Raw genomic sequence first — 26,824 nt, 5'->3', positions numbered from 1 at the left:
TTCGACAGGTTCAGGGCTAACGATATTGAATAAGAAAGAATATAAAATGGCCGTCCAATATAGCTATGTCATGAAAGGTCTGACCAAGACTTTCCCCGGAGCGCCAAAGCCGGTTCTCGACAATATCCATCTGCAATTTCTGCCCGGCACCAAGATTGCCATCATCGGCAAGAACGGCGCCGGTAAGTCGACATTGATGAAGATCATGGCTGGCCAGGATGACGAATTTCAGGGTGAGGCATGGGCAGGCGAGGGCATTCGCGTCGGCTATCTGGCGCAGGAACCGCAGCTCGACGAGACCAAGACCGTCAAGGAAAACGTCATGGACGGCGTCCGCGAAGTCGCCGATCTGGTCGCGCGCTTCAATGAAATTTCCACGATCATGGGCGATCCGCCGGAAGACGTCGATTTTGACGCGCTGATGGAAGAAATGGGCGAACTGCAGGAAAAGATCGACGCAGTCGACGGCTGGACCCTCGACAACCAGCTGGAAATTGCGATGGAAGCCTTGCGCTGCCCTCCCGGTGACAGTCCGGTGACCGATCTCTCCGGTGGCGAGAAGCGCCGCGTTGCGCTCTGTCGCCTGCTGCTCGACAAGCCGGAAATCCTGATGCTCGATGAGCCTACCAACCATCTCGATGCCGAAAGCGTCGCCTGGCTCGAAAAGCATCTGATCGACTATGCCGGCAACGTCATTCTCGTCACCCATGACCGCTATTTCCTCGACAATGTGGTGAACTGGGTGCTCGAACTGGATCGCGGCAAGGGCTATCCGTTCGAAGGCAATTATTCCAGCTGGCTCGACAACAAGTCGAAACGTCTGGCGCAGGAAGAACGCGAAGACAAAAGCCGCCAGAAGGCAATCGACAACGAACTGCAGTGGATGCGGCAAAGCCCTAAGGCGCGGCAGACCAAGTCCAAGGCGCGTATCAAGTCTTTCGACGATCTGGTTGCATCGCAGGAAAACCGGGTGATCGGCAAGGCGCAGATCCTGATCCAGACCCCGGAACGGCTCGGCTCCAAGGTGATCGAGGCCAACGGCCTGACCAAGGCTTATGGCGATAAACTGCTGTTCGAAAATCTCGACTTCTCGCTGCCACCGGGCGGTATTGTCGGCATCATCGGCCCCAACGGCGCCGGTAAAACGACCCTGTTCCGGATCATCACCGGTCAGGAAACCCCGGATAGCGGTACGCTGGAACTCGGTGAAACGGTGAAGCTCGGCTATGTCGATCAGAGCCGCGATACGCTCGACGCGTCGAAGAATATCTGGGAAGAAATTTCCGGCGGCCACGACTATTTCACCTTCGGCAAGAATGAAGTCCAGACCCGCGCTTATGTCGGCGCGTTCAACTTCAAGGGCGTCGACCAGCAGAAGAAGGTCGGCCAGCTCTCCGGCGGTGAACGCAACCGCGTCCATCTCGCCAAGATGCTGAAAGAGGGCGGCAACGTGCTGCTGCTCGATGAGCCCACCAACGATCTCGACGTCGAAACGCTCCGCGCGTTGGAAGACGCGCTGGAAACCTTCGCCGGCTGCGCCGTGGTCATATCGCATGACCGCTTCTTCCTCGATCGGCTTGCAACCCATATCCTGGCTTTCGAAGGTGACAGTCATGTGGAGTGGTTTGAAGGAAACTTCGAGAGCTATGAAGAGGACAAGCGCCGTCGTCTGGGTGATGCGGCGGATCGGCCTACACGGGTGGCTTACAAGAAATTGACGCGATAATTATATCACAGGGGATTGGCTGCGATTGCGAAAGCTCCGGCCATTCCCGCTGTGAGTTCGTGAGATTGTCAGAATCGGCCAATTAACTACTGACATCTCTTGTTATCAGAGTTGAGGCTCACAATCTTGAGAGCATGAACGATCCCACAGCAATTGAGGAATTTGAGCGTACGGCCCGAAAGGCGTTCAAAGATATTCCCTCGCCCTTTGCTGATTATCTGGGCGATATCGTGCTGCGAATTGACGACTGGCCTTCACAGGAAATTCTCGACCATTTCGGGTTGGGCAGTCCTTTTCAACTTTGCGGTCTCTATCAGGGTGTCCCGGTTGGTGAGAAATCACCTTGGTCCATACCCAACGGGCAGGGGGACCGGATCACTCTCTATCGACGCCCATTGCTAAATGAGATGCAAGCGACCGGTGTCGAACTGGACAAGTTGATCCAGCATGTTGTGATTCATGAAGTTGGCCATCATTTTGGTCTATCTGACGCGGACATGCACCAGATCGAGGACAGCGCGGACGATTAATGGTTCGACGAAGCGAAAGCGGAAAACGTTGAACCCTTCTCCCGTGAGGGAGAAGGATAAGGAGGCTTGCGCGCGTAGCGAGTTAGCCGGAGTTGGATGAGGGTGTTCTGACGGTGGTTTGGGTGCGCATCTTTTGGCGGCTGTGATCCCTCACCCAGCTGCGACTAGGCAGAAAGCTGCCAAGTCTTCGCAACCCTCTCCCTTGTGGGGGAGGGGGATTATTCGCCTCTGGCGTTGTGTACTTCCCTGACTATCGTCTCCAATACACCTTCAACATTCTCCATCACGTCGTTGTTCCAGAAACGGATGACGCGATAGCCGTGGGCTTCGATGACCTTGGTGCGCTCGGCATCCTTGCTTGGGCTGTGCTGGCCGCCATCGAGTTCGATCACCAGACTGAGGCTCCTTGCGGCAAAGTCAGCGACATAAGGGCCGATGGGAAATTGTCTCACAAATTTGGTGTTCTCTAGTTGCCGGTTGCGGAGACGAGACCAGAGCTTGCGTTCAACGCCGGTCATATCGCGGCGCAGAGCACGGGCTCTTTTGGTAAGACGCTTCTCTCCCAACATCCCCTCATTCACCTTCTCCCGTGAGGGAGAAGGATACAGAGCCTTATCGCTTTAGCGATCAGGCGGCGTTAGATGAGGGCATTCGGCCCTCTGGAATGTGGAACACCCTCATCCAGCTACGACTAGCGAACAAGTTCGCAAGTCTTCACATCCTTCTCCCTCACGGGAGAAGGAGAGCGCAATCTTTTCAGATATAAATGACCGTCAGTATCAAGCGGTAGCGGTCGGTTTCCCGGCCAGACTAACCCCGACGATCGCCGCCAGCGCCGCCGCAAACCCCGGAATGATCTCGTAAACCCCGGGACCACCCAGAAACTCCTTGTTCCAGCCCATAGCGATCCACAGGATCACCACGCCAGCACCAATCACCAGTCCCGACACTGCGCCAGCACCAGTCATCCGCTTCCAGGTCAGCGACAGCAGGATCAACGGCCCGAACGCCGCACCAAAGCCTGCCCAGGCGTTTGACACCAGTCCCAGCACCTTGCTGTCGGGATCGCGCGCGATATAGATCGCGACCAAGGCCACCAGCGCGACGAACAACCGCCCGACATTGACGGTTTCCCGCTCGCTGGCGTTCTTACGCAGGAACAGGCGGTAGAAATCCTCGGTCAGCGAGCTCGACGAGACCAATAATTGCGAGCTGATCGTGCTCATGATCGCGGCCAGCAGGGCGGCGAGCAGGAAGCCGGTGATCAGCGGGTGGAATAATGTGTTGGCCAGCAATATGAAGATGGTTTCGGGATCCTCGAGCGCCAGTCCGTTCATCTCGACATAGGCGCGCCCGGTGATGCCGACGCCGATTGCGCCGAGCAATGCCACGCCCATCCAGCTCATGCCGATGGTCCGCGCCTTGGCGACGTCGGGAATCGAGCGGATCGCCATGAAACGGACAATGATATGCGGCTGGCCGAAATAGCCGAGTCCCCAGGTTACGGCGGAGAGAAAGCCGATGAAGGACAGGCCAGCGGTCAGGCTGAGGAAATTCGGGTCAACCCCTTGAAGAGTCTCGGAAACCGCGCTGATCCCGCCTTCGTCGGTCAACACCACGATCGGCATCAGCACCAGCGCAACCACCATGATACATCCCTGAACAAAATCGGTCAGGCTGACGGCAAGAAAGCCGCCAACCATTGTATAAGCAAGAACCACGCCTGCGGTTAGCCAGATGCCGGTCATATAGTCGCTCATGCCGGTGTCGCCGAACAGGCCGGCGAAACTGGTCTCGAACAATTTGCCACCGCCGACCAGACCGGCTGCCGTATAGACCGCGAAGAACAGGACGATGATGATCGCCGATGTTACGCGCAAGGCCAGGGCCTTGTCAGGAAAGCGGTTGGCGAGAAACTCGGGGATGGTGAGGGAGTTGCCCATGCGCTCGGTCTGCTCGCGCAATCGCGGCGCGACGACGATCCAGTTGACCAGAGCACCGGCGAATAGCCCGATCCCGATCCAGACCTCGACCAGTCCCGCCGCATAAAGTGCTCCGGGAAGGCCGAGCAAAAGCCAGCCCGACATATCGGACGCGCCGGCAGACAGCGCGGCGACGGCCGGATGGAGATTTCGTCCCCCCAGCAAATAGCCTTCGCTACTGTCGGTGGATTTGCGCCAGGCGTAAAAGCCGATGGCCAACATGCCGACGAAATATAGGGCGAGTGAAATCAGGGCTCCGGTTTGCATTCGCTCTACATAACGATTTTGGGCAGGGAGTCACCACCTGCCTTTTGGAGAGGCCGCTTCGTCTGGCCGAGGCGGTTAATGTGTACCTTCTCCCGTGAGGGAGAAGGATGTGCAGACTTGGCAGCTTGCTGCCTAGTCGAAGCTGGATGAGGGCGTTCTGCGCTTCGGAGATCGAAACGCCCTCATCCAACGTCGCCTAATTCGCTTTGCTCATAAGGCTTTGTATCCTTCTCCCGCACGGGAGAAGAAGCACTCACCGCAACCGTTTCACAAATAACTGCCCGTTTTCAGCGCGTTTCGTCTGAAAGTTCGGAACCTCTTCAAACATTTCCGAAAGCCGCGCGAAACCATAGTTGCGTACATCGAAGCTCGACCGGTTGCCGGCAATCTTGCCGACTTCGCTGAGGCTGGCATAGCCCTCGGCGTCGCGTTTGGTGGCCTGATAGGCGTCGATCAGCAGGTTGAGCAGTTCGTCGTCGACCTTGCCGCCGTTGCTCTCGCCTGAGCCGCTTGCGGTTTCCGGTTTGGCTGACGGCTTGACGTCACTCCTGCCTCCGATCCGATGGCGCTTGTCCGCCTTGATCAGCGCATCGACGTCGATAAAGCGACTGCATGCCTGCTTGAAGGCTTCCGGTGTCTTGGCGCTACCGAAACCATAGACGGGCAGGCCTTCCTGCCGGATGCGCATCGCCAGCGGCATGAAGTCACTGTCGCTGCTCATGATCCCGAAACCGGTGACATTGCCGCGGAACAGCAGGTCCATCGCGTCGATGGTCATTTTCATGTCGGTGGCATTCTTGCCCTTGGTCATGTCGAACTGCTGCTGCGGCTCGATGCCATATTTGTGGAGGATATCAACCCAGCCCTTGAGCGATTGCTTGCGCCAGTTGCCATAGGCGCGGCGGATATTCACCGTGCCCAGTTCGGCCAGCGCGGTGAGCACGGGATCAAGGCCATTGTGACTGGCGTTATCGGAATCGATCAGCAGAGCGATATTGTCATTATGTTGGTTCATCCGATCAAGATGGACCGCCAGGGGAGGGCGTTCAAGTAGAAAAATGCTATCCTACAACACGGCACATGGATTAGGCTGGGCGAGGCTCTTTGACAATTTTCATGCTGGGATCGTGTGGTCGATGCTGCCCAGAATCACGAGGAATTATTTAATCGTGATCCTTCTCCCGCGAGGGTGAAGGGGAAGGGATTTCTTTTCATAACACTGTAAAGTTTGTAAAGATCAGGCTGACGTCTGCTCCAAAAAAGATTCGACACATCCTGAAGAGTCAGACTCACATCTTTGAAATCACTGAAACAATCTGATTTTTCAGTCCACAGCGGCGAATTTATCGCTCTCTTCGTCTAGCACATGCAGCTTGCCTTCGGCAATCGCGAACCAGGCGCCGATCAGGCGAATCGATCCATCGGCCTCTTTCTCCTGGATGCAGGGGAAGGTCCGCAAATTGGCAAGACTGGTGCGAATGCCTTCATGCTCCATCGCCAGTTGCGCTTCGGCTCCGCTCAAGTCGCCATGATCATGGGCAACCTTGGCCCGGGCGCCGTCGAGCAGGGTGATCCAGTCGGCGATAAAGCCGCCTTTGCCGTGCGGCATATCCTTCATCTGCTCGGACAGTGCCGCTGCACAGCCGCCGCAACTGCCGTGACCCATGACCACCACTTCGTCGACTTTGAGAAACTGGACGGCAAATTCGAGCGCGGCCGATACGCCATGCTGCCCGGGCGTCGTTTCAAACGGCGGAACGAGAGCGGCCACATTGCGGACAATGAAGGTCTCGCCGGGGTTGGTGTCGAAAATCTGCGTGGGATCAACGCGGCTGTCGCTGCAGGCGATGATCATCACCTTAGGGCTCTGGCCTTCCTTGAGTTCATCCCAGCGTTTGCGCTGCGTCTGCCATTGGTCGGAACGGAAGCGGCGATAGCCATCGAGCAGATCGGTGAATTTTGTCATGTTTCGATCCATATCACCGGTTTTGGGGGTGGCAAGAGCGGTTTTCCATCGCTATCTGATAGAAATGAACGAAATCACCAAGATCACCACGCCCGATAGCCCCCCAGAGCGCCTGCGCAAGCCCGACTGGATTCGCGTCAAAGCCCCGATGGGTGCCGAATTCGAGAAAACCCGCGCCTTGATGCGCGAGCATAAACTTAACACCGTCTGTGAAGAGGCCGCTTGCCCCAATATCGGCGAATGCTGGACCAAGAAGCACGCGACCGTGATGATTCTCGGCGATGTCTGCACCCGTGCCTGTGCCTTCTGCAACGTCAAGACCGGCATGCCGATGCCGGTGGACGCGCTGGAGCCGCAACATACAGCCGATGCCGCCGCCAAGCTGGGGCTCGAGCATATTGTCGTGACCTCGGTCGACCGCGATGATCTCGCCGACGGCGGCGCCAGCCAGTTCGTCAAGGTGATCGAGGCCTTGCGACGGACGACACCGAAAACGACGATCGAGATTTTGACCCCGGATTTCCGCAACAAGACCGAAGCAGCGGTCGAAGCGATCGTCGCGGCGCGTCCCGATGTCTACAATCACAACCTCGAAACCGTTCCCCGGCTCTATCCTACGATCCGCCCCGGCGCGCGCTATTATGCGTCGCTGCGTCTGCTCGAACAGGTCAAACGGCTCGATCCGTCGATCTTCACCAAATCGGGTGTCATGCTCGGTCTGAGCGAGCAGCGACTCGAAGTACATCAGGTAATGGACGACATGCGCAGCGCCGATGTCGATTTCCTGACCATGGGCCAATATCTCCAGCCGACGACAAAACATGTGAAAGTCAGCGAATTCGTCAAGCCGCAAGCCTTTGACGCTTATGCTTCAGTTGCCCGTGCAAAGGGCTTTCTGCTGGTCGCCTCGAGCCCGCTGACCCGCTCCAGCTATCATGCTGGCGAGGATTTCGCCAAAATGCGTCAGGCGCGTGAAGAAAAACTGGCGCGTTCGGGTGCTTCGAATGCCCGTCCATAGGGAAACCCGCGATCTGCCTTACAGCGCTGCACAAATGTACGCGCTGGTGGCCGATGTCGGTCGCTATCAGGAATTCCTGCCCTGGGTGGTCGGCACGCGGATCCGGGCCAATAGCGAAACCGAAATGCTTGCCGATGTTCTGGTCGGTTTCAAGGGCCTGCGCGAGCAATTCTCGTCTCGGGTGATCAAGGCGCACAACCGGTCGATCGATGTCGATTATCTCGATGGTCCGCTGAAGCAGTTGCACAATGAATGGCGTTTCCGGTCCCGCGAGAGCGGCGGCTGCCATGTCGACTTTTACGTCGAATTCACCTTCAAAAACCGGATGTTCGAGAAACTGGCAGGCCAGATGTTCGCCAAGGCCTTGAACAAGATGACCGGTGCCTTTGTCGAACGCGCTGGCGAAATATACGGTAGCAGCTACTCGCTTTCGTCGGGCAGCAGCAGTTCGAGCGCGACCAGCACAGCCTGAAGCCGGATATCGGCACGGCTTTTATCATCGCCAAAATTCTTGCGGTCGGCAACAACGTCATCGACGCTTTTGCCCTTTTCCGCCTTGGCGAAGACGACAGTCCCAACCGGCTTTTTCTCGGAACCACCACCTGGTCCGGCTACGCCGGTAATGGCAACAGAGACATCACAACCGGAGCGGCCCAGAGCGCCCTGTGCCATTTCCCAGGCAACCGCGATTGAAACCGCACCGAATGTCTCGAGCAAGTCACCGCTCACGCCGAGCATATTCTGCTTGGCATCGTTGGAATAGGTAGTGAAACCGCAATCGAATACATCGCTGCTACCGGCCACTTCGGTCAGCGCCGCGGCGACCAGACCACCGGTACAGCTTTCGGCGACGGTGATCCGCCTGCCAATCTTGCGGTTCTGTTCAATCACTTTGTTAGCCAATGTGACCAGCTCGGGGGGAAGAAGATTTTGCATGGGGGTGCGGTTAGCCTATTTTGCGCCGGTTTCACAAATATTTATCGGCGGATTCTTGTCACCTTCAGCACCGACCTTCATAAGCAAGCCGATCAGACCGCCGAAATTGGCTGCGGGCAGTGGTTCCAGCAATGTATAGGCCTCGCTGATTATCGAGCAGCTTTTGGGCTTGATCCCGTCGCTGACCATCGCGGTGACGAGACCGTCGATGAAGGGGCGCACCGCTTCGATATCCATGCTTTCCGGCATTTTATCACCAAAGATGATCCGGATGCCGTTACTGGCCGTCGGCCAGGCCTGCTCTGAAGCAATGACATATTTCTGATAGGATTCAGATTCTTGCTGCATCAATGCAACATTCTTGTCCAGATACGGACTGCATTTTGATCCGGCAGCATCGAAAACCACCGGCAGGATATAGGTGAATATGGCGTTGGCTTGTTCGGAAGATACGCAGGCTTTCGTTTCTGCAGCCTGAGCGGCGCCCATGTTGAACGCACTGAGCAAGGTCACGCAGCAAGCAAGCTTTTTCACTCTTCTATCCTTCCAATATAATCGTAGCAATGGCTTGCGCCGCTATGCCTTCCTTACGCCCGGCGAAGCCCAGACCTTCGGTCGTCGTCGCCTTAACGCTCACCCTATCCTGGTCAAGGTTCAGCATGGTTGCAATATTCTCCCGAATGGCATCCCGGTGCGGCTTGATCTTGGGGGCTTCGCAGATAATTGTCATGTCGACATTCTGGATGATGCCGCCTTTTTCCGCGATGAGCGCGGTCGCATGTTCGACAAACCGCGACGAGGCGACGCCGCGCCATTGTGGGTCCGAAGGTGGAAAATGGTCACCAATGTCGCCGGCTGCAATTGTTCCAAGCAAAGCATCGGTCAGCGCGTGCAGCAGAACATCGGCATCGCTATGCCCGGACAGGCCTTTGTCATGTTCGATTTCAACGCCACCCAGCCACAATTCTTCACCTGCGGCCAGTCGGTGGACATCATAGCCCATTCCGGTTCGTGTCTGGCGCATATGCTCTTTCCCTTTTTCGGCGAAATCCGCTGGCAATGTATATTTCTTGAGCGCTTCATCGCCTTCTACCGTTGATACGTCATGGCCGGCTGCCAGGATTATCTGCGCGTCATCGCTGGCATCATCGCCTGCAGCAAAGTTTTCATGGGCAGCAATGAGCTTCAGAAAGTCGAATGCTTGCGGGGTTTGCACGCGCCACAGACTGTTCCGGTCAACCGTCCGTTCGAGCCGGTCGTTGTTCAGTTGCACCATCGTATCGACGCAGGGCAACACCGGAATGGCGGCGGGCGCGATTTTCAATTGATCAAGGAGACGGTCGATCACCATATCCGCTACAAAGGGCCGCGCCGCATCATGGACAAGAATATCTCTGGCGCCTCCGGCCTGCCGGATCGCCATCAGACCGTTGTAAACCGATTGCTGGCGGGTGGCGCCGCCGATCACGATCTTGTGGGAGAAAAAGGATCCAAGAGCCTGGTTTAACTGTTCTTCCTGTCCCGCTGCCACCACGATCCAGATCTGGTCAATAGCGGGATGGGCTGAAAGCCTCTCGACGCTGTGCCGGACCATCGGCTTCCCGCCAATGACCTCGAACTGCTTCGGAACGTCCAGACCCGACCGCGCGCCGACACCGGCGGCAACAATCAGTGCATGGGTTTGTTCGGAGGGATCAGGGGCTTCAACCATGAATCGCGATCTACGCCGAGAAAGTAGATGAAGCAATTCTTGCCTCGAAATTGATTTGTCGATAGAGGCTGCTTAAAATTTAGGCAGTAGATATGAAACTTGACCCCATCTTCATTGGCGATTTGAAAATTGAAAGTCCGGTCATTCTGGCTCCGATGACCGGTGTCACCGATTTGCCGTTCCGGAAACTGGTCCGGCGATTTGGTTCCGGGCTCAATGTGACGGAAATGATCGCCAGCCAGGCGATGATCCGGGAAACGCGCCAGTCGCTGCAGAAATGCGCATGGGACGCGACCGAAGAGCCGGTATCGATGCAACTTGCCGGCTGTGATCCCGCTATTATGGCCGACGCCGCAAAGCTGAATGAAGATCGCGGTGCGCAAATAATCGACATCAACATGGGCTGCCCGGTGAAAAAAGTCGTCAACGGCGATGCCGGTTCCGCTTTGATGCGCGATCTTCCTCTGGCGGCGTCGCTGATCAAGGCAACGGTCGAGGCGGTCAATGTTCCGGTCACCGTCAAGATGCGGATGGGCTGGGATCATCAGAGCCTGAATGCGCCCGAACTGGCGCATATTGCCGAAGATCTCGGTGCGAAAATGATTGTCGTGCACGGGCGGACTCGCTGCCAGATGTATCGCGACAGTGCAGACTGGGAATTTGTCAGCAACGTCAAACAGGCGGTTTCCCTGCCGGTGATCGTCAACGGCGATATTTGCTCCATCGAAGATGGACAGATGGCGCTCGAGCAAAGCGGTGCTGATGGCGTAATGATCGGACGCGGCGCTTATGGCAAACCCTGGCTATTGGGTCAGTTCATGCATTGGTTCAAAACCGGAGAGCGTCTGCCTGATCCGGATATTGCTACCCAATATGCGATACTCAACGAACATTATCGCGACATGCTGAAGCTCTATGGCGAAGATGTCGGGGTCAAAGTCGCGCGCAAACATATCGGCTGGTATACCAAGGGGCTGACCGGTTCGGCGGAATTCCGCAATCGGGCGAATAGCGAGGCCGATCCTCATATTGTGCTGGAAATGCTTGAGGAATTTTATACGCCCTGGCTGAATCAAGCCGCTGCTTGATGGACGGTATCCCTCCGGCTGAGCAAATATTGGCGGGGCTCAGCCATGCTTTGCTGGTCGTCGACTCGGATCATATCGTAACCCGGATCAATCCATCCGGCGAGGCCCTGTTCGGGACCAGTGCCAAACATCTGATCGGCCGCAAGATCGATCACGTCCTGCACTTCTCCGATCCGAGACTGGATGCGGCGCTTACCGAGCAGGACATCAGCCTGACCGCGCGTGGGGTGATGATCTCCGGCGATGACCGCAAGCTGGGCATTGTCGATTTTGACATTCACCCCCTGGCTTCGGATTCCGAATGGCGGCTAATATCCCTGTCGCCGATGCCGCAGGATGGCCCGATTCTCGAGAACGAGAATAATGATCCGTCCAATCTCGCCATCCGCGCGCCGGACATTCTCAGCCACGAGATTAAAAATCCGCTGGCGGCGATAAAGGGCGCGGCGCAATTGCTCGACCGCCAGCTCGACGAGAGCCAGAAACCGCTGACCCAGATGATCACCGGAGAAGTGGAGCGGGTGGTCAATCTGCTCAACCGGATGCAGACCCTGTCGTCCAATCAGCCGGCGCAGACCAAGGCGGTCAACATCCACACATTGATCGATCGCGCGCGGCGTTCGATCGAGGCGGCAACCGGCCAGGCGGTGAAGATCAATGACAAGTTCGATCCTTCCTTGCCCGATGCCCTGATCGACCCCGATGCGATGATGCAGGTATTGACCAATGTGCTGGCCAATGCCGTCGATGCGACCAAACATCTGCCCAATCCGGAAATCCGGATCATCACCCGCTACAGCTTTGGCGCATCCCTGTCGGCGCAGGGCCAAACGGCGGCGGTCCGGCTGCCGATCCAGATCATGGTCTGCGACAATGGCCCGGGCGTTCCGGCGGAGCTGGAGCGGGAAATTTTCTCGCCCTTCGTCTCGACCAAGAAAGAAGGGCAGGGGCTCGGCCTCGCTCTGGTGAAAAAACTGATGCGCGATATGAACGGGCGCATCCGCTATGACCGCGAAAATCAGGACGAGATGAGCCGGTTCACCCTGTTTCTTCCCGTTGCTCCGAAAAACTGACGTCAGGACATAATCATGGCCAAAGAAAAAATCATATTGGTGGAAGACGATCTGTCGGTCAGTCATGTCATCATCACCGCCCTGCGCGCCGAGGGCTATGAAGTCGAGAATTGCAAATCGATCGCCGAGCGCGACGCGCTGATGTCGAGCAGCCGCTATGATCTGCTGCTCACCGATGTCGGGCTGGGCGAGGGCGAGGGTGACGGGATTTCCTCGCTCGCCAGCGTCAAGGCGACCCATCCGGATATCCCGATCATCATCATTTCCGCCCAGAATACGCTGAACACCGCGGTGCGGGCATCGGAGACCGGAGCATTTGAATATCTGCCCAAGCCCTTTGATCTCGACGAACTGGTCGAAGTCGTCGGGCAAGCACTGAAGCCGAAGAATATCCAGCCACTTGAACCGTCGATGGACGAGGAAAGCCTGCCGCTGGTCGGCCGCAGCCCGGCGATGCAGGACGTCTACCGGATGATCGCGCGACTGCTGAAAAATGATCTGTCGGTGCTCGTGCTCGGTGAATCCGGAACCGGCAAGGAACTGGTCGCCGAAGCCATTCACGGTCTCGGGCACCGCAAGTCCGGTCCGTTTATCGCGGTCAACATGGCCGCCATCCCTTCGGAACTGATCGAAGCGGAGCTGTTCGGCCACGAAAAAGGCGCTTTCACCGGTGCCGTCGCCAATGCATCGGGCAAGTTCGAACAGGCGCAGGGCGGCACGCTGTTTCTCGACGAGATCGGCGATATGCCGATGCACGCGCAGACCCGCCTGCTGCGCGCGCTGCAATCGGGTGAAATCAACCGGGTTGGCGGCAAGGGGCTGGTCAAGCTCGACGTCCGGATCATCGCTGCTACCAACCATGATTTTCTCGACCTGATCGAGCAGGGCAAGTTCCGTGAAGATCTGTATTACCGGATCAACGTCGTGCCGATCGAACTGCCGCCGCTCAGGGAGCGCGCCAGCGATATTCCGGCGCTCACCAAACATTTCCTCAAGCTCGCTGTCACCGAAGGCCTGCCGCACAAGCAGATTTCCCCGGAGGGGATGAACCTGCTCTGCCATCATTACTGGCGCGGCAATGTCCGCGAGCTGAAGAATGTCATCTACCGCCTGGTCGTCACCGGCAGGGAGAATACGCTCTCCGAAGACGCCATCCGCCAGATACTCGCAGCCGAGCGCGGAGAAGACCGGGTTGAATCGGCCAGTATGGAGTTCGAAGCCCATATCAAGTCGATTGTGCTGGGCCTGATGGCCGCGCCCGAGAAGGAAAATCTCTACGCCCAGGCGCTGGAAAAATTCGAGAAGCCCTTGCTGACCGAAATGATGCACCACGCCCACGGCAACCAGATCAAGGCAGCGAAGATTCTCGGTATCAACCGCAACACTTTGCGCAAGAAGCTGAACGAATATCAAATCGATCCCGCCGAGTCGAAATAGCGCGCCGCGATGAAGTGACGTATTGCTTCGCCCAACCGTGATATTTTTACAATATTAGTGCTTTTTCTGCAACGAAACTGTTGTATTGAAAGCACAATGACAGTTTCCAACCATTCGACGGAACAGCGTGTCCCCAACTGGCTCCGGCGTCTCTCGCTGATGGCCGAAAAAGAGGCGATCATGCGCCGGGTCGAGTGGATCGTGGCGCTGCTGTTCGGCGCGATCATGCTGGGCACATATTTTCTGCTCCGCACCCAATCCGACCAGACCGACTTCATTTCCCCGCCTTTGACCGCCGCTCTGCTGGTCGCCAATCTGATTCCCGCGATGACCCTGCTCGTGCTGTTCGGGCGCCGGATCGCCAAGGGCAGGGCAGCGCAATCATCGATCGGCAGCAAGGGCCGTCTGCACGTCCGGCTGGTCGCCCTGTTCTCGCTGGTTGCCAGCATTCCTATGGTGCTGGTGGTTATTTTTGCCTCGCTGCTGTTTCAATATGGCGTCGAATTCTGGTTTTCGGATCGCGCCCGCGGCATGCTGGAAAATGCCAATGATTTGGCGCGCGGCTATTATGAGCAAAACCAGCGCGAAGTCGGTGAAGAAACGATCACGATGGCCAATGACTTGCGCAATTATTTGCAGCAGGCCGACCTGGAAAGTCCGGAATTTGCCGAGGGCTATGTGTTTCAGGTGCTGTCGCGCAAGCTCAATGAATCGGCGATCATCGAATATGGACCGGATGGGGTGGCAAGAACCGCGGCGGCGGTCGATCCCGATGACGGAGACCAGCAGCCGAAGATAACCGAAGCGGTGCTGAAACAGCTGCAGCAGGGTCAAAGCTACGTCGTAACCGCAAGGCCCAACAAGATCGAGGCGGTGACCGCGCTCGACCTGAACTCGCGGATATTCCTCTACGCGGCCCGGGACTCCGACATGCTGGCGCTGAGCCAATGGGAAAGGGCGCAATCTGTCCTTGCCGATTATGAGGACCTGTTCTCGCGATCGCGCAGCCTGCAATTGCAGTTCAACATCGCCCTGTTCGTGATCTCGCTGTTGATTGTCGGGCTGGTGTTATGGATCGCTCTAGTGGTTGCCGACCGGATGGTGAAGCCGGTCAGCGATCTGGTGCACGCGGCCAAGCGGGTCACCGAAGGCGATCTTGCCACCCGGGTGCCGACAACATTCGAGAATGACGAGATCGGTACGTTGGGCCGGGCCTTTAACCGCATGACCGAGCGGCTGGAAACCCAGACAACCGCCCTGATCACCGCCAACGAGCAATTGGGTAGTCGCCGGGCGTTTATCGAGGCGGTGCTGGAATCGGTCACCGCCGGTATCATCAGCCTGGACGAGAAAGGCGAGATCAAGCTGGTCAATTCGCAGGCCCAGTCGCTGCTTTCCAAGCCGATTGACGACCTGCTCGATGTCGATATCGCCAAGGCTGCACCGCAATTTGGCGAGCTCATTCAGGATGGTGTCGAAAACAGCATCATCGAATTTGCCTCGGATTCGGACATGCGCACTCTGGCCGTCAAAATCGTCGGCGGACCGAACGGCCATGTCATCACTTTTGAAGACATCACCCAGCAATTGCTCGATCAGCGGCGGGCCGCATGGTCCGACGTCGCAAGGCGTATCGCCCACGAGATCAAAAACCCTCTGACGCCGATCCAGCTGGCTGCGGAACGGCTGCAGCGGCGATTTGGCTCGCGGATGACGGAGGATGTCGCGATATTTGAAAATCTCACCAACACGATTGTCCGGCAGGTTGGCGATTTGAGAAATATTGTCGATGAATTCTCTTCTTTCGCGCGGATGCCCAAACCGGTATTCCGGCAGGAGAATCTCGACGATATTCTGAAGCAAGCCCTGTTCATGCAGGATGTCGCGTGGCCGACTGTCGCATTTAACTTTATCTCGGACGATCAGCCGATATCACTGGTCTGCGATCGCCGCCAACTGGGACAGGCATTCACCAATATCATCAAAAACGCTGCGGAAGCGATTGAACAAAAAGCGGAATCCAGCGCAGATTTTCAAGTATCCGATGGCGAAATAGATCTGGCGATCCGGACCGAAAACCAGATTGTCGTCATCGAACTGACGGACAATGGCATTGGCCTGCCGATCGAGCGGGACCGGATCGTCGAGCCTTATATGACAACCCGGGCCAGCGGCACCGGACTGGGCCTAGCGATCGTTAAAAAGATTATCGAGGAACATTTCGGCGAGATGAAGTTCAGTGACGCGCCCGATGGTGGCACGCGAGTGACGATCCGCCTCAGCCCTTCGCAACTGGCGCGATTATCACACGGAACCGCAGAGATCTCCGACGATGGCGACAATGGTCCGGACGGGGATGACCCGAAAACCGCAGAAATTGAGTAATGAGGAATAGAGGTTCAACATGGCGTTAGATATTCTGGTTGTCGACGACGAACCCGATATCCGTGATCTTATATCCGGTGTTCTGGAAGACGAGGGCTATACCACCCGCGTAGCCGCCGACAGTGACGCAGCCCTTGCGGCTGTCAACGAGCGGCGGCCGTCGCTGGTACTGCTCGACGTCTGGCTGAGAGGATCGCGTCTGGACGGACTTGAACTGCTGACCGAGTTGAAGCAGCTCGACGCAAAAATGCCGATCATCGTGATCTCCGGCCATGGCAATATCGACACGGCGGTTGCCGCGATATCGCAGGGTGCGGTCGATTTTATCGAAAAACCTTTCGAAGCCGAACATCTGCTGCATCTGGTCTCGAGAGCGACCGAAACCGAACGGCTTCGCCGGGAAAACGAGATTCTCAAGGCGCGGGTCGGCTTTGCTGACGAGTTGACCGGAAATTCTGCTGCCGTGAATAATGTGCGTGCCACGTTGAAACGCGTCGCCGGCACCGGCAGCCGCCTGCTGATTTCCGGTCCGGCTGGTGTCGGCAAGGAGGTTGCGGCCCGTTTGATGCACAACTGGAGTTCGCGCTCCAATGCCGCCTTTGTCACCATCAGCGCCGCCCGACTGTCACCGGAGAGCGTCGAAGAGGAGCTGTTCGGTACCGAACGCAACGGCAAGATCGAAAAAACCGGCCTGATGGAAGAGGCCCATGGCGGAACCCTGTTCATCGACGAAGTCGCGGACATGCCGCTCGACACCCAGGGCAAGATATTACGGGTTTTGACCGAGCAGAGCTTTAACCGGCTCGGCGGTTCGCAAAAAGTGAATGTCGATGTCCGGGTCGTCTCGGCAACATCGCGCGATCTGGAAATCGAGATCCGCGAGAAGCGTTTCCGCGAAGATCTGTTCTATCGTCTCAACGTCGTGCCGGTCATCCTGCCGCCACTAAACCAGCGGCGCGAAGATATCCCGGTTCTGGTCGACCATTATGCCGCCCGTTTCGCCGCTGAGCAGCGTTTGCAGCCACCCGAAATCTCCGATGAAGCCATGGCGGCACTGCAGGCTTGCGACTGGCCGGGCAATGTCCGGCAGTTGCGCAATGTTGTCGAGCGCACGATCATCCTGGCGCCCAAGGACAATTTTAACAAAATAGAGGTGGAAATGTTACCACCGGAAGTGCTGGGCAATGACGATGATCTCGACCAGGGCGTCGCTTCGCTTATGGGGTCGCCGTTGCGGGAGGCGCGGGAAAGTTTCGAACGGGAATATCTGAAAGTGCAGATCCGGCGCTTTTCCGGCAATATTTCCAAAACCGCGAATTTCATCGGCATGGAACGGTCGGCCCTGCACCGCAAATTGAAGATATTGGGCCTGGCTTCGCGAAAGAAAACCGACATCGAATGATATTGCGGGTTTGCCGGTTGTCGTGACCGAGCGAATATCATATATGTCAGACAACGCTCCTCAAGAAGAGCAGATGCTGTCAGAGAAATATAAAATGCCATCGCAAAGCTGGCCAATAATTGGAGTCAAATATGACCGATAAATCAAACAACTTGCAGGATTTATTCCTGAACTCCCTCCGGAAATCGAAAACCTCTGTGACCATGTTTCTGGTCAAGGGCGTCAAACTTCAGGGCATCGTGACCTGGTTCGACAATTTTTCTGTACTGCTGCGTCGCGACGGGCAATCGCAACTGGTGTACAAACATGCCATTTCGACGATCATGCCGTCCGAAGCGCTCGATACGCAGCCTTTTGCCGACCTGATGGACAATGCCAAGGCGCGGCCAGGGGTATTGCAGGAAGTATTCCTCACTGCGGTACGCGACAGCAACGATCCGGTGACGATGTTTCTGGTCAACGGCGTGATGCTGCAGGGTGAAGTCGCTGCCCATGATCTATTCTGTATCCTGCTCGAGCGGGAAGGCCTGTCGCAACTGGTCTACAAGCACGCCATATCGACCGTGCAACCGGGCGGAGCGCTAAATCTGGCCGATTATAACAATGCTGATGACGGTGCGCATTGATACCATTTGAGAAGGAAAGTCTCGACAGCAAGAGCCGCAAGGCGCTCGTCGTACATCCCGACATGGTGTCGCTGAGCCAGTCCGCGCTCGAGCATCGCCTTGATGAAGCCGTCGGCCTCGCTCTGGCCATCGGACTGGTCGCGACTGCGTCCCATTATTTTTCGGTTCGCAAGCCCAAGCCGGCAACATTGTTCGGATCGGGTCAGGTGGACCAGATACGCAAGATGATGGAAGAGCAGGAAGCCTCGATATTGATTGTCGATGGCAGTCTCAGCGCGATCCAGCAGCGCAATCTGGAAGAGAAGCTCGAGGTCAAGGTCATCGACCGGACCGGCCTGATCCTCGAGATATTCGGCGCCCGGGCGGCTACCGCGGAAGGCCGTTTGCAGGTCGAACTGGCGCATCTTGATTATCAGGCAGGCCGCCTTGTCCGCAGCTGGACCCATTTGGAACGGCAGCGCGGCGGTTTCGGTTTTCTCGGCGGACCGGGCGAGACTCAGATCGAGTCCGATCGGCGGATGATCCGCGACCGCATGGCCAAATTGCGCAAGGATCTCGCACATTTGCGCAAGACCCGCGCTTTGCACCGGGAGCGGCGCCAGCGCGCGCCTTGGCCAGTCATCGCGCTTGTCGGCTATACCAATGCTGGCAAGTCGACCTTGTTCAACCGGCTATCCGGCGCCGACGTCTTTGCCGAGGATCTGCTCTTTGCCACGCTCGACCCGACGATGCGGGAATTCCCGCTGCCGGGATATGACAAGGCCATCCTGTCCGACACGGTTGGATTTGTGTCCGACCTGCCGACTCAACTGGTAGCGGCTTTCCGGGCGACGCTTGAAGAGGTTAGTGCGGCCGATATCGTCGTCCATGTGCGGGATATCTCGCACGAGGCAAGTGATGCCCAGGCCCGTGATGTCAGGCAGATATTGGCTGACCTTGGAGTGTCGGAAGAAGCCGGCGAGGGGCCGCCCGTCATCGAAGCGTGGAACAAGATCGACAAAATCAGCCCCGACGATCCGCAATATGCGCGTATCTCGTCGCCACTACCGGAAAATGTCTGCACCATTTCTGCCGAGACCGGAGCCGGCGTCGATACGCTGGTCAACCTGATCGCGAAAACATTGTCGGAAGGCTATAAATCGGAAAAAATCACGATTGATGCGTCTGATGGCAAGAAAATGGCCTGGCTGCACGAAAACGGCCGGGTGTTGAGCAGCGAACAGGATGGGGACAATCTGATATTGTCGGTCGAAATGTCACCGCGCAATTGGGGTCGTTATCACGCGCTTGACTGAGCGATCAGCTGTCTGCCAGACTTGCCTTGGCCCTTTGCCATTCCACTTCCAGTTCGTCGATCGACATTTCCTTCAGGTCTTTGGTAGAATTTGATTCTATCTGATTGAATCTATTGCTGAATTTCTCCGTTGCATCGGCGAGGGCGCGTTCTGCGTCGACCTTGTAATGGCGGGCAAGATTGACCGCGGAAAAGAGCAGATCGCCGATTTCCTCGTGGACTTCTGCTTCGCTGGTGGCAGCCGCAACCTCGTCCAGCTCTTCGAGCAATTTATCCTTCACCGGAGCCTTGTCGGGCCAGTCAAATCCGACACGGGCCGCCCGTTTCTGGATTTTCTGCGCCCGCAACAAGGCGGGCAGGGCGAACGCGACGCCATCCAGAGCGCTTGACTGACCGGTTTCCGCGCGCTCATCGGCCTTGATCTGTTCCCATCCGGGGCTCTGCTGCGCTTCACCAAAGATATGAGGATGACGCCGGGTCATCTTGTTACAGATCGATGTGACGACATCCTCGAAGGAAAACTCTCCTGCATCTGCCGCAATCTGGCTGTGAAACACGACCTGGAGCAGGAGATCACCGAGCTCGTCCTTGAGCGCCAACATATCGTCACGATTTATCGCATCGGCAACTTCATAGGCTTCCTCGATCGTATAGGGTGCAATGGTCCGGAAGGTTTGCACCTTGTCCCAGTCGCAACCATCGTCCGGATCGCGCAGACGCCGCATGATTTCTAGCAGGGGATCGATCAATATCGCTTCCATTCTAACCCATATTTAAGGTTGATAATATATATTATGTTAAATTATTCTTCATCCGGCAGGGCCGGTTCCAACACCATTTCACCCCCCGCTACGCGCCAACTTCCCAACTTTGACAAAAAATTCATGCCGATCACATTTGAATCGCCAAATTCCTCCGCCACAACAATCGGCAGATCATGCGCGACCAGCGGACCGACCTGCAAAGATTGGATTTTCCCGCGCTGGGCCTCAACTGATCCATTGGCTGTGCTCAATATAACCGGAAACGGACTGCTGCTGATATCGACGCCAGCGGCTTCCGCCGTTCGCAAAGTCATCGCCGTTGTCGTGGCTCCGCTGTCGATCAGGAACCGAACCGGCTCCGCGTTAACCTTTGCATCGACCCAGAAATGGCCATCGGCAGATTGGCGAATCCGAAGCGTCTCTCCGACCACAAGTTGTTCATTCGAACCTATCAATTCACCCGAAACCCGGTTCCAAACGGCCAATATTTCCGGCTTGTAAGAGAAACCGACAATGAAAAGTGCAAATATCGCGACCCAGGCCAAAGCGGTCCGGACAATCTCGCCGAAGCCTATTCGCCGGGAAAACAATGCGCTCGCCACCAGCACCAATGCACCGATTGCAAATATAAGATTGATATTCTGGTCTTCGGTCAAGGTTTCAGATTTCTTTCACATAGCCATCATAAGCGGGCCGGACATGGTCGGGCAATATGGACATAAGATGGTGATAATCCATCGACTTGTCCATATGTGTTAACAGGCTTAGCTTCGGTTGGACATCGCCGATCAGGTCCAATGTCATGCCCAGATGCGCGTGAGTGGGATGCGGTTCGTCGCGTAACGCATCCACGACCAGAAGATCGCAATCGCGATATAAGGCTCGCATATCTGGCGTTATCTCGCCAAAATCGGTTGCGTAAACGATCGATTTACCCTGATGCTCGAAGCGCAATCCCGCAGACGTGATGCTGCCATGCGGCTGATCGACATAGCGAACCGAAATATCACCAATCTCGACATCGCGATCCAGCGCAATTCCTTCACAAATTGATGGATAATATTTGTGTCCTTCAAAGGCATAGGCAAAGCGATGTTTCAGACTTTCGAGTGCAAATGGCCGAGCATAGCCGGGTATCGGTTTGCGCGTCTGCTGGAATACAGCCCTCAGATCGTCAATGCCATGGCAATGGTCGGCATGATCATGGGTCCAGATCACCGCATCGATCCGGTCGATATCATTGTCGATGAACTGATTCCGCAAATCCGGAGATGTATCGACCAAAATGCGCGTAGTCGCGCTTTCTACCAGGATCGAGACACGGCTTCTCCGGTTTTTCGGCTCGTTTGGATCACAATCACCCCAGTCATTGCCAATCCGGGGCACGCCCGCCGAAGTCCCGCATCCCAATATCGTCAGTTTCAAAGCCACATTCAGGGGCGTGCCTTGGTGAAGAGCTTATAGAAATTGCGACTGGTTGTTTCGCAAAGCTGACCATAATCCTCGTCCCGCAGTGAAGCGAGAAAACGGGCCGTATCTGCGACAAAGGCTGGCTCCCCTGTCTTTCCACGGTGCGGCACGGGAGCCAGGAAAGGTGCATCGGTTTCGACCAGAATCCGGTCCGAAGGCAGTTTTGCCGCCGTTTCCTGAAGATCCTTGGCATTTTTGAAAGTCACAATGCCGGAGATCGAAATATAGAGCCCCAGAGCCAGCGCCTTCTGTGCGAAATCCTCGCTAGCGGTGAAGCAATGGATGACACCGGAATAGGCGCCCTGCTCCATTTCTTCGTCCATGATTTCGGCCGTGTCCGCTTCGGCATCGCGGGTGTGAACAATGATAGGTAGGCCGGTTTCGCGCGCCGCATGAATATGGGTGCGAAAACTCTGCTTCTGGCGATCCCGGTCGCTGTGATCATAATAATAGTCCAGCCCGGTTTCACCAATGGCGATAACCCGCGGATGAGCAGCCTCCTCTACCAGTTTGGCGAGATCGACATCGGGATGGGCATCGGCTTCGTGCGGATGGATACCGATGCTGGCCCACACATCTTGTTCCCGCTCGGCAGTAGCGACAATGTCGCGCCATTCGCTCTCGCGGGTCGAGATGTTGAGCATCGCGGTAACACCGCTCTGCCGTGCGCGATCCAGGGCAGCGCCCTGCTCCTCGACGAGACCTTTGTAATTTAGATGGCAGTGGCTATCGACGAGCATATCAGGCCTCTGCCTCATCTTTCAGCAGTTCGAGACGCGGGAAAATTCCTTCCGGCTTCGGCAGTTCAAGCCCCTGCTCTATCGGCATACCAAGATGTTTAAAATCGCGGCTGTCCGGCGACTGGGCAAGCAGATCGAGCATCCTGTCACAACTGTCCGGCATCGCCCAGCGCAACATGATCGCCAACTGCCGGATCGCTTCTGCGGTATAGTAAAGCACGCTGTCAGCGCGGGCAGGATCGGTCTTGCGCAAGGCCCATGGTGCCTGATCAGCAAAATATGTGTTGGTGGCGCTCAACCGCTCGCGAATGATATCCAGCGCCTGGTCGATCTTGAACAGGCCGCCCGTCATCGCCGACTTCACATCCGCAAAACAACTGTCCAGCTGGCTGAGCAATTCCTGCTCAGCGGCGGTTGGCTCACCCCGAGGCGGTATTTTCCCGTCACAATTTTTGGCAATCATCGACAGGCTGCGCTGCGCCAGATTACCGAAATTATTCGCGAGATCGGCGTTGGTCTTGGTGACAATCGCGTCGGCCGAATAAGTCCCGTCCTTGCCGAAAACAACGTCGGCAAGCAGGAAATAGCGCAATTGATCAACACCGAAGCGCTCCGCCAATTCCATTGGATCGACGACATTGCCGACCGATTTCGACATTTTTTCACCGCGGTTGAGCAGAAAGCCGTGCCCGAAGACCTGCTTGGGCAGCGGCAGACCGGCACTCATCAGAAAGGCGGGCCAGTAGACCGCGTGAAAGCGGACAATGTCCTTGCCGATAAGATGAAGGTCCGCCGGCCAATATTTGGCAAACATCCCCTCGGTATCGGGATAGCCGACTCCAGTCATATAGGTGGTCAGCGCGTCTACCCAGACATACATCACATGTCCCGGTGATCCAGGCACCGGAACCCCCCAGTCAAAGCTGGTTCGGGACACACTGAGATCCCGCAATCCGCCTTCAACAAAGCGCATGACTTCATTGCGACGGCTTTCTGGCTCGATGAATTCCGGATGCTCTTCGTACAGCTTCAGCAATTTGTCCTGATATTTGGATAATTTGAAGAACCATGTCTCTTCTGCGGTCCACTCGACCGGAGTGCCCTGAGGAGACAATTTCTCACCCCCCTCGCCTGTTTCCAGTTCGTCTTCCGCGTAAAAGGCTTCGTCGCGTACCGAATACCAGCCTTCATAACGATCCAGATAGAGATCACCATTGGCCTCCATCGCTTTCCACAATGCCTTGCTAGCCTCATGATGAGCGGGCTCACTGGTTCGCCGGAAGCCGTCATGATTGATGTTAAGCTTATTGCACATCTCAATGAAATATGACGACATTTCATCGGCAAGCTTGATGGTTTCGACACCGGCTTCACGGGCCGTCTGGACCATTTTCAGTCCATGCTCGTCGGTTCCGGTGATCAGACGAACGTCGCGCCCGCTCAACCGGTAAAAACGTGCGATGGCATCGGCTGCGATCGCTTCATAAGCATGACCGATGTGCGGGCGGCCATTTGGATAGCTTATGGCGGTGGTAATATAGAAAGGTTCTGACATAACCGTCTCTCTTGATGCATTGGCGGCGCTTGTAAACAGCCAAAATATCAATTCTTTTCAACCGTCCTTGGCGAGATCCCCCATCAGGCTACCAAGCCGGAATATTACCGCCTGGTTATCCAGCGCTTTCGGAAGCGCAGCCGAAGCCAAGTCGCTGGCTTCGCGCCATTTTTCGATGGCTCGCATCGAACAGGCAAGCTCGGGTCCTTTGATCTGTTCCGCAATGAGGCTGGGGGCCCGTTCCAGAAATGCGCGATATCGTGGTGTTGCTGCCTTCAACGCAAGCTTTCGGGCCAATTCGCTCTTCAGACTATTATCCCGGTCGCCGGACTTTATAATTTGTCGGGCAATACCTTCCAATTCAGCAAGTCCGACTTCGGCATATTGCAAGGCACGTCCCGGCGAACCTCCACCGGCGAGAATAAGCGCCTCGAGATCGGCCTCTCCCAGTTTCGGTGCGGCATTCTTCAGCACAATGCGCATGTCCTCAGCACCCAGAGGGTCAAATCGCAGCATCTGGCAACGCGACCGGATCGTCGGTAACAGCCGGTCCGGCATATGGCTGATCAAAAAGAAGATGGTATTCTTGGGCGGTTCTTCCAGGTTTTTCAAAATGGCATTGGCGCCTGCACGCTCCAGATCGTCAGCGGCATCAATGATGACGACCCGATATTCGGAAATGGAAGCCTGATTCTGGAACAGAGGTTGCAGGGCACGAATCTGGTCGACCTTAATATTGCGGGCCAGTTCATGCTCGTCGAGCGAATCCAGCCCATTGTCCCGCGCCTTTTTATCTTCCTTGTCACCTTTCGGCCCCCGGCGGAGCAATCGAAAGTCCGGATGCGAGCCAGCGGCGAGAAGGTGCCCGGCCTCATCATCCTGATTGTCCGAGAAACCCGATTGCAAATTGCGCGAATTGAGGAGAAAATGAGCAGCTTGCTGGGCAAAGGCTGCCTTTCCCAATCCCTTGTCACCAGCCAAAATCCATGCGTGGTGAAGCATATCTTTTGCGAGAGCCTGTTGGAATATCTGCCTGGGCCTGTCGTGACCGAGATATGACGTCATGACATCAAGCCATCGAGATTCTGCACGAGATTTCCTGTGATAGCTTTCACGGATTGCGACGCGTCAACAAGGCGGATGCGCTCAGGATCGTCCGCTGCAAACCTTCGGAAATTGGTCATGACTGCCCGATGATATTCACTGTCCCTGCCTCCGATCCGGTCACTGTCGCCACGATCCCTCGCGTCCGCTCTTCTCGACGCAACTGCTTCCGGCAAATCAAGAATGAAAGTACGATCCGGCATCAGATTTTCACTGCCGATCCGGTGCAGATCCATAATTTCTGAGTCGCTTAGCTGTCCATCGACACTTTGGTAGGCTCTGCTGCTATCGATAAACCGATCACAGATCACCCATTCTCCCCGTGCTAGCGCCGGACGGATCAATTTTGCGCAATGTTCGGCACGGGCCGCAGCGAACAGCAGCGCTTCGGTTCGAATATCCCATTTTTCCTCTGCGCCAGTCAGCAACAGTTCGCGAATTGTCTCCGCGCCTGACGTGCCACCCGGTTCCCGGGTCAACAGGACTTTATAACCGATTTTTTCCAAAGCGGCCGCGACTGCTCTCGCCTGGGTAGACTTACCCGTCCCCTCCCCGCCTTCCAGGCTGATGAAGCGGCCCTGGGTCACGCCAATCCGAGCAAGGATTTCAATCCGGCCCAGACACGATCAAAGAAACCGGCTTCGCCAACATCTTCGCCAGAGACCAGAGCCACTGACTGCTGTCCGGCATCCGCCGTGCTGACAATCAGTGTAGCGATTGGCTGACCTTTGCTGATCGGGGCTTTGATCGGACCATCGTAAGTGACCTTCATTGAGATCTTTCCGTCCGAAGCTTTTGGAATAGTTGCAAAAAGATCCTTCGCCGCAACCAGCGATACCGTAGAGTTGTCGCCCAGTTGCACTTCTGCATTCTGAATTCGTGTACCCTTGTCGAAAAGCTTCTTCGGCTCCCAGGCATTGAATCCCCAGTTCATGAATTTGACCGATTCCTCGACTCGACCACCATAGCTATCAAGCCCGGCGAGCACCGATACCAGACGCCGGCCCTTTTGTTCGGCCGAACCGGTAAAACCATAACCGGCTTCTTCGGTATGACCGGTCTTCAGCCCGTCCGACCCGGCCACTTTGCCCATCAGGGGATTGCGGTTCGATTGCGTGATACCATTCCAGGAAAATTCGTCCTGGCCATAGAAACCGTCATATAGTTTCGGGAAATTATTAACCGTCGCCGAACCGAGTTTGGCGAGGTCCCGTGCTGTGACCATGGTCCGGCCTTCATCCGGCCAGCCATTGCTATTGCCAAAGCGGCTCTTCGACATGCCCAGTTCTTTGGCGCGCTTGTTCATCAGCCCGACAAAAGCTTCTTCGGTGCCGGCGATGCCTTCGGCCAGCACGACACAGGCGTCATTGCCAGAGAGAGTCACGATACCGTGCAGCAGATCGCTAACACTGACCTGATCGCCCACGCCAAGGAACATCGTGGACCCCTGGTTGTTCCATTTCTTCCAGGTTTCCTCGTTAACGCGAAACTTGTCATCCAGCTTGAGCTTGCCCTTGTTGATCAGATCAAACGCGACATAGACGGTCATCATTTTCGCCATCGATGCGGGCGGGATTTGCTTGTCCGCATTTTTTTCGAACAGAACCGCTCCCGATGACAGGTCCGTCATATAGGCGATTGGGGCATCGGTATCGAAGCTGGGTGCAGCGACTACAACGGAGGATAAAGCGATGAAAGGCAGTGAAGCCAGAAGATATTTTTTCATTTAGGCCAGGATTCCCGATCAAAA

The 26,824-nt window shown here is 56.2% G+C and carries 26 protein-coding genes; 11 read left to right on the top strand and 15 right to left on the bottom strand.

Annotation, left to right across the window (positions count from 1 at the left end):
• Positions 1-46: 46 nt before the first annotated feature.
• On the top strand, positions 47-1,726 hold the full coding sequence (ettA, locus tag ACWFTY_RS10485) for an energy-dependent translational throttle protein EttA (protein ID WP_447526880.1): 1,680 nt from the start codon (positions 47-49) through the stop codon (positions 1,724-1,726).
• A gap of 134 nt (positions 1,727-1,860) precedes the next feature.
• Positions 1,861-2,256: a metallopeptidase family protein gene (locus ACWFTY_RS10480; protein ID WP_447524172.1), complete on the top strand. Its 396-nt coding sequence runs from the start codon at positions 1,861-1,863 to the stop codon at positions 2,254-2,256.
• A 218-nt stretch (positions 2,257-2,474) separates the two neighbouring features.
• On the opposite strand, the gene ACWFTY_RS10475 is transcribed toward ACWFTY_RS10480, so the two are convergent.
• The 4 genes from ACWFTY_RS10475 to ACWFTY_RS10460 form a co-directional block, all read right to left on the bottom strand.
• Entirely contained in the window at positions 2,475-2,837 is a 363-nt protein-coding gene (locus tag ACWFTY_RS10475; protein ID WP_447524171.1) for an endonuclease domain-containing protein, read from the bottom strand.
• A 198-nt stretch (positions 2,838-3,035) separates the two neighbouring features.
• Positions 3,036-4,505: a sodium/proline symporter PutP gene (putP, locus tag ACWFTY_RS10470; protein ID WP_447524170.1), complete on the bottom strand. Its 1,470-nt coding sequence runs from the start codon at positions 4,503-4,505 to the stop codon at positions 3,036-3,038.
• 253 nt (positions 4,506-4,758) lie between these two features.
• On the bottom strand, positions 4,759-5,520 hold the full coding sequence (locus tag ACWFTY_RS10465; protein ID WP_447524169.1) for an NYN domain-containing protein: 762 nt from the start codon (positions 5,518-5,520) through the stop codon (positions 4,759-4,761).
• A 309-nt stretch (positions 5,521-5,829) separates the two neighbouring features.
• A complete protein-coding gene (locus tag ACWFTY_RS10460; protein WP_447524168.1) occupies positions 5,830-6,471 on the bottom strand; it encodes a carbonic anhydrase in 642 nt (213 codons plus the stop codon).
• Between the two features lie 64 nt (positions 6,472-6,535).
• Here ACWFTY_RS10460 and lipA point away from each other — a divergent pair, with 64 nt between their 5' ends.
• Both lipA and ACWFTY_RS10450 read left to right on the top strand, forming a co-directional pair.
• A complete protein-coding gene (gene lipA / locus ACWFTY_RS10455) occupies positions 6,536-7,489 on the top strand; it encodes a lipoyl synthase (protein WP_447524167.1) in 954 nt (317 codons plus the stop codon).
• Complete coding sequence (locus ACWFTY_RS10450) at positions 7,476-7,961, top strand: type II toxin-antitoxin system RatA family toxin (RefSeq protein ID WP_447524166.1); 486 nt, start codon at positions 7,476-7,478, stop codon at positions 7,959-7,961. Before lipA ends, ACWFTY_RS10450 begins: the two co-directional genes overlap by 14 nt.
• Here ACWFTY_RS10450 and ACWFTY_RS10445 read toward each other — a convergent pair.
• Genes ACWFTY_RS10445 through ACWFTY_RS10435 form a run of 3 tightly spaced genes read right to left on the bottom strand, consistent with a single transcriptional unit; the run spans position 7,910 to position 10,136 of the window.
• Positions 7,910-8,425: a CinA family protein gene (locus ACWFTY_RS10445; RefSeq protein WP_447524165.1), complete on the bottom strand. Its 516-nt coding sequence runs from the start codon at positions 8,423-8,425 to the stop codon at positions 7,910-7,912. The genes ACWFTY_RS10450 and ACWFTY_RS10445 overlap by 52 nt on opposite strands.
• A 15-nt stretch (positions 8,426-8,440) precedes the next feature.
• Complete coding sequence (locus tag ACWFTY_RS10440) at positions 8,441-8,959, bottom strand: hypothetical protein (RefSeq protein ID WP_447524164.1); 519 nt, start codon at positions 8,957-8,959, stop codon at positions 8,441-8,443.
• Positions 8,960-8,963: 4 nt separating this feature from the next.
• On the bottom strand, positions 8,964-10,136 hold the full coding sequence (locus tag ACWFTY_RS10435; protein ID WP_447524163.1) for a bifunctional 2-C-methyl-D-erythritol 4-phosphate cytidylyltransferase/2-C-methyl-D-erythritol 2,4-cyclodiphosphate synthase: 1,173 nt from the start codon (positions 10,134-10,136) through the stop codon (positions 8,964-8,966).
• Positions 10,137-10,228: 92 nt separating this feature from the next.
• On the opposite strand from ACWFTY_RS10435, the gene dusB reads away from it, so the two are divergent.
• From dusB to hflX, 7 genes are all read left to right on the top strand, one after another.
• Entirely contained in the window at positions 10,229-11,224 is a 996-nt protein-coding gene (gene dusB / locus ACWFTY_RS10430; RefSeq protein WP_447524162.1) for a tRNA dihydrouridine synthase DusB, read from the top strand.
• A complete protein-coding gene (locus ACWFTY_RS10425) occupies positions 11,224-12,297 on the top strand; it encodes a two-component system sensor histidine kinase NtrB (protein WP_447524161.1) in 1,074 nt (357 codons plus the stop codon). Before dusB ends, ACWFTY_RS10425 begins: the two co-directional genes overlap by 1 nt.
• A 15-nt stretch (positions 12,298-12,312) precedes the next feature.
• Positions 12,313-13,734: a sigma 54-interacting transcriptional regulator gene (locus ACWFTY_RS10420; protein WP_447524160.1), complete on the top strand. Its 1,422-nt coding sequence runs from the start codon at positions 12,313-12,315 to the stop codon at positions 13,732-13,734.
• A 96-nt stretch (positions 13,735-13,830) separates the two neighbouring features.
• Positions 13,831-16,119, top strand: coding sequence for a sensor histidine kinase (locus ACWFTY_RS10415; RefSeq protein ID WP_447524159.1), 2,289 nt, complete (start codon positions 13,831-13,833; stop codon positions 16,117-16,119).
• A gap of 19 nt (positions 16,120-16,138) precedes the next feature.
• Positions 16,139-17,521 (top strand): nitrogen assimilation response regulator NtrX, encoded by a 1,383-nt coding sequence (gene ntrX, locus ACWFTY_RS10410; protein WP_447524158.1) that lies wholly within the window; start codon positions 16,139-16,141, stop codon positions 17,519-17,521.
• A gap of 131 nt (positions 17,522-17,652) precedes the next feature.
• The gene (hfq, locus tag ACWFTY_RS10405; RefSeq protein ID WP_447524157.1) at positions 17,653-18,147 is read left to right on the top strand and encodes an RNA chaperone Hfq; all 495 of its coding nucleotides are present in this window, start codon (positions 17,653-17,655) and stop codon (positions 18,145-18,147) included.
• A complete protein-coding gene (gene hflX, locus ACWFTY_RS10400) occupies positions 18,144-19,442 on the top strand; it encodes a GTPase HflX (protein ID WP_447524156.1) in 1,299 nt (432 codons plus the stop codon). Before hfq ends, hflX begins: the two co-directional genes overlap by 4 nt.
• Before the next feature lie 4 nt (positions 19,443-19,446).
• Here the strand turns inward: hflX and mazG are convergent, their stop codons facing one another.
• From mazG to ACWFTY_RS10360, 8 genes are read right to left on the bottom strand one after another with little or no spacing between them, the layout of a single operon-like run.
• Complete coding sequence (gene mazG / locus ACWFTY_RS10395; protein WP_447524155.1) at positions 19,447-20,202, bottom strand: nucleoside triphosphate pyrophosphohydrolase; 756 nt, start codon at positions 20,200-20,202, stop codon at positions 19,447-19,449.
• Positions 20,203-20,243: 41 nt separating this feature from the next.
• Complete coding sequence (locus ACWFTY_RS10390) at positions 20,244-20,861, bottom strand: retropepsin-like aspartic protease family protein (protein ID WP_447524154.1); 618 nt, start codon at positions 20,859-20,861, stop codon at positions 20,244-20,246.
• A gap of 4 nt (positions 20,862-20,865) precedes the next feature.
• Positions 20,866-21,636 (bottom strand): MBL fold metallo-hydrolase, encoded by a 771-nt coding sequence (locus ACWFTY_RS10385; RefSeq protein WP_447524153.1) that lies wholly within the window; start codon positions 21,634-21,636, stop codon positions 20,866-20,868.
• Between the two features lie 2 nt (positions 21,637-21,638).
• Positions 21,639-22,415 (bottom strand): TatD family hydrolase, encoded by a 777-nt coding sequence (locus tag ACWFTY_RS10380; protein WP_447524152.1) that lies wholly within the window; start codon positions 22,413-22,415, stop codon positions 21,639-21,641.
• Position 22,416: 1 nt separating this feature from the next.
• The gene (gene metG / locus ACWFTY_RS10375; RefSeq protein ID WP_447524151.1) at positions 22,417-23,970 is read right to left on the bottom strand and encodes a methionine--tRNA ligase; all 1,554 of its coding nucleotides are present in this window, start codon (positions 23,968-23,970) and stop codon (positions 22,417-22,419) included.
• Between the two features lie 57 nt (positions 23,971-24,027).
• On the bottom strand, positions 24,028-25,035 hold the full coding sequence (locus tag ACWFTY_RS10370; RefSeq protein ID WP_447524150.1) for a DNA polymerase III subunit delta': 1,008 nt from the start codon (positions 25,033-25,035) through the stop codon (positions 24,028-24,030).
• Positions 25,032-25,661 (bottom strand): dTMP kinase, encoded by a 630-nt coding sequence (tmk, locus tag ACWFTY_RS10365; protein WP_447524149.1) that lies wholly within the window; start codon positions 25,659-25,661, stop codon positions 25,032-25,034. The genes ACWFTY_RS10370 and tmk overlap by 4 nt, the downstream gene beginning before the upstream one ends.
• Positions 25,658-26,800, bottom strand: a complete 1,143-nt coding sequence (locus tag ACWFTY_RS10360) for a D-alanyl-D-alanine carboxypeptidase family protein (protein WP_447524148.1) — start codon at positions 26,798-26,800, stop codon at positions 25,658-25,660. The genes tmk and ACWFTY_RS10360 overlap by 4 nt, the downstream gene beginning before the upstream one ends.
• Positions 26,801-26,824: the final 24 nt, after the last annotated feature.

Source organism: Parasphingorhabdus sp. NYA22, assembly GCF_976973735.1.
Note: the sequence above shows the minus strand (reverse complement) of the source record. Positions and strands in the feature narration are given on the sequence as shown.

What these genes read in the sequence shown, in the direction of transcription:
- ettA (WP_447526880.1), top strand. Translation starts at nt 47, where the DNA reads ATGGCCGTCCAATATAGCTATGTCATGAAAGGTCTGACCAAGACTTTC.
- ACWFTY_RS10480 (WP_447524172.1), top strand. Translation starts at nt 1,861, where the DNA reads ATGAACGATCCCACAGCAATTGAGGAATTTGAGCGTACGGCCCGAAAG.
- putP (WP_447524170.1), bottom strand. Translation starts at nt 4,505, where the DNA reads ATGCAAACCGGAGCCCTGATTTCACTCGCCCTATATTTCGTCGGCATG.
- ACWFTY_RS10465 (WP_447524169.1), bottom strand. Translation starts at nt 5,520, where the DNA reads ATGAACCAACATAATGACAATATCGCTCTGCTGATCGATTCCGATAAC.
- ACWFTY_RS10460 (WP_447524168.1), bottom strand. Translation starts at nt 6,471, where the DNA reads ATGACAAAATTCACCGATCTGCTCGATGGCTATCGCCGCTTCCGTTCC.
- lipA (WP_447524167.1), top strand. Translation starts at nt 6,536, where the DNA reads ATGAACGAAATCACCAAGATCACCACGCCCGATAGCCCCCCAGAGCGC.
- ACWFTY_RS10450 (WP_447524166.1), top strand. Translation starts at nt 7,476, where the DNA reads ATGCCCGTCCATAGGGAAACCCGCGATCTGCCTTACAGCGCTGCACAA.
- ACWFTY_RS10445 (WP_447524165.1), bottom strand. Translation starts at nt 8,425, where the DNA reads ATGCAAAATCTTCTTCCCCCCGAGCTGGTCACATTGGCTAACAAAGTG.
- ACWFTY_RS10435 (WP_447524163.1), bottom strand. Translation starts at nt 10,136, where the DNA reads ATGGTTGAAGCCCCTGATCCCTCCGAACAAACCCATGCACTGATTGTT.
- dusB (WP_447524162.1), top strand. Translation starts at nt 10,229, where the DNA reads ATGAAACTTGACCCCATCTTCATTGGCGATTTGAAAATTGAAAGTCCG.
- ACWFTY_RS10425 (WP_447524161.1), top strand. Translation starts at nt 11,224, where the DNA reads ATGGACGGTATCCCTCCGGCTGAGCAAATATTGGCGGGGCTCAGCCAT.
- ACWFTY_RS10420 (WP_447524160.1), top strand. Translation starts at nt 12,313, where the DNA reads ATGGCCAAAGAAAAAATCATATTGGTGGAAGACGATCTGTCGGTCAGT.
- ACWFTY_RS10415 (WP_447524159.1), top strand. Translation starts at nt 13,831, where the DNA reads ATGACAGTTTCCAACCATTCGACGGAACAGCGTGTCCCCAACTGGCTC.
- ntrX (WP_447524158.1), top strand. Translation starts at nt 16,139, where the DNA reads ATGGCGTTAGATATTCTGGTTGTCGACGACGAACCCGATATCCGTGAT.
- hfq (WP_447524157.1), top strand. Translation starts at nt 17,653, where the DNA reads ATGACCGATAAATCAAACAACTTGCAGGATTTATTCCTGAACTCCCTC.
- mazG (WP_447524155.1), bottom strand. Translation starts at nt 20,202, where the DNA reads ATGGAAGCGATATTGATCGATCCCCTGCTAGAAATCATGCGGCGTCTG.
- ACWFTY_RS10380 (WP_447524152.1), bottom strand. Translation starts at nt 22,415, where the DNA reads ATGCTCGTCGATAGCCACTGCCATCTAAATTACAAAGGTCTCGTCGAG.
- metG (WP_447524151.1), bottom strand. Translation starts at nt 23,970, where the DNA reads ATGTCAGAACCTTTCTATATTACCACCGCCATAAGCTATCCAAATGGC.
- ACWFTY_RS10370 (WP_447524150.1), bottom strand. Translation starts at nt 25,035, where the DNA reads ATGACGTCATATCTCGGTCACGACAGGCCCAGGCAGATATTCCAACAG.
- ACWFTY_RS10360 (WP_447524148.1), bottom strand. Translation starts at nt 26,800, where the DNA reads ATGAAAAAATATCTTCTGGCTTCACTGCCTTTCATCGCTTTATCCTCC.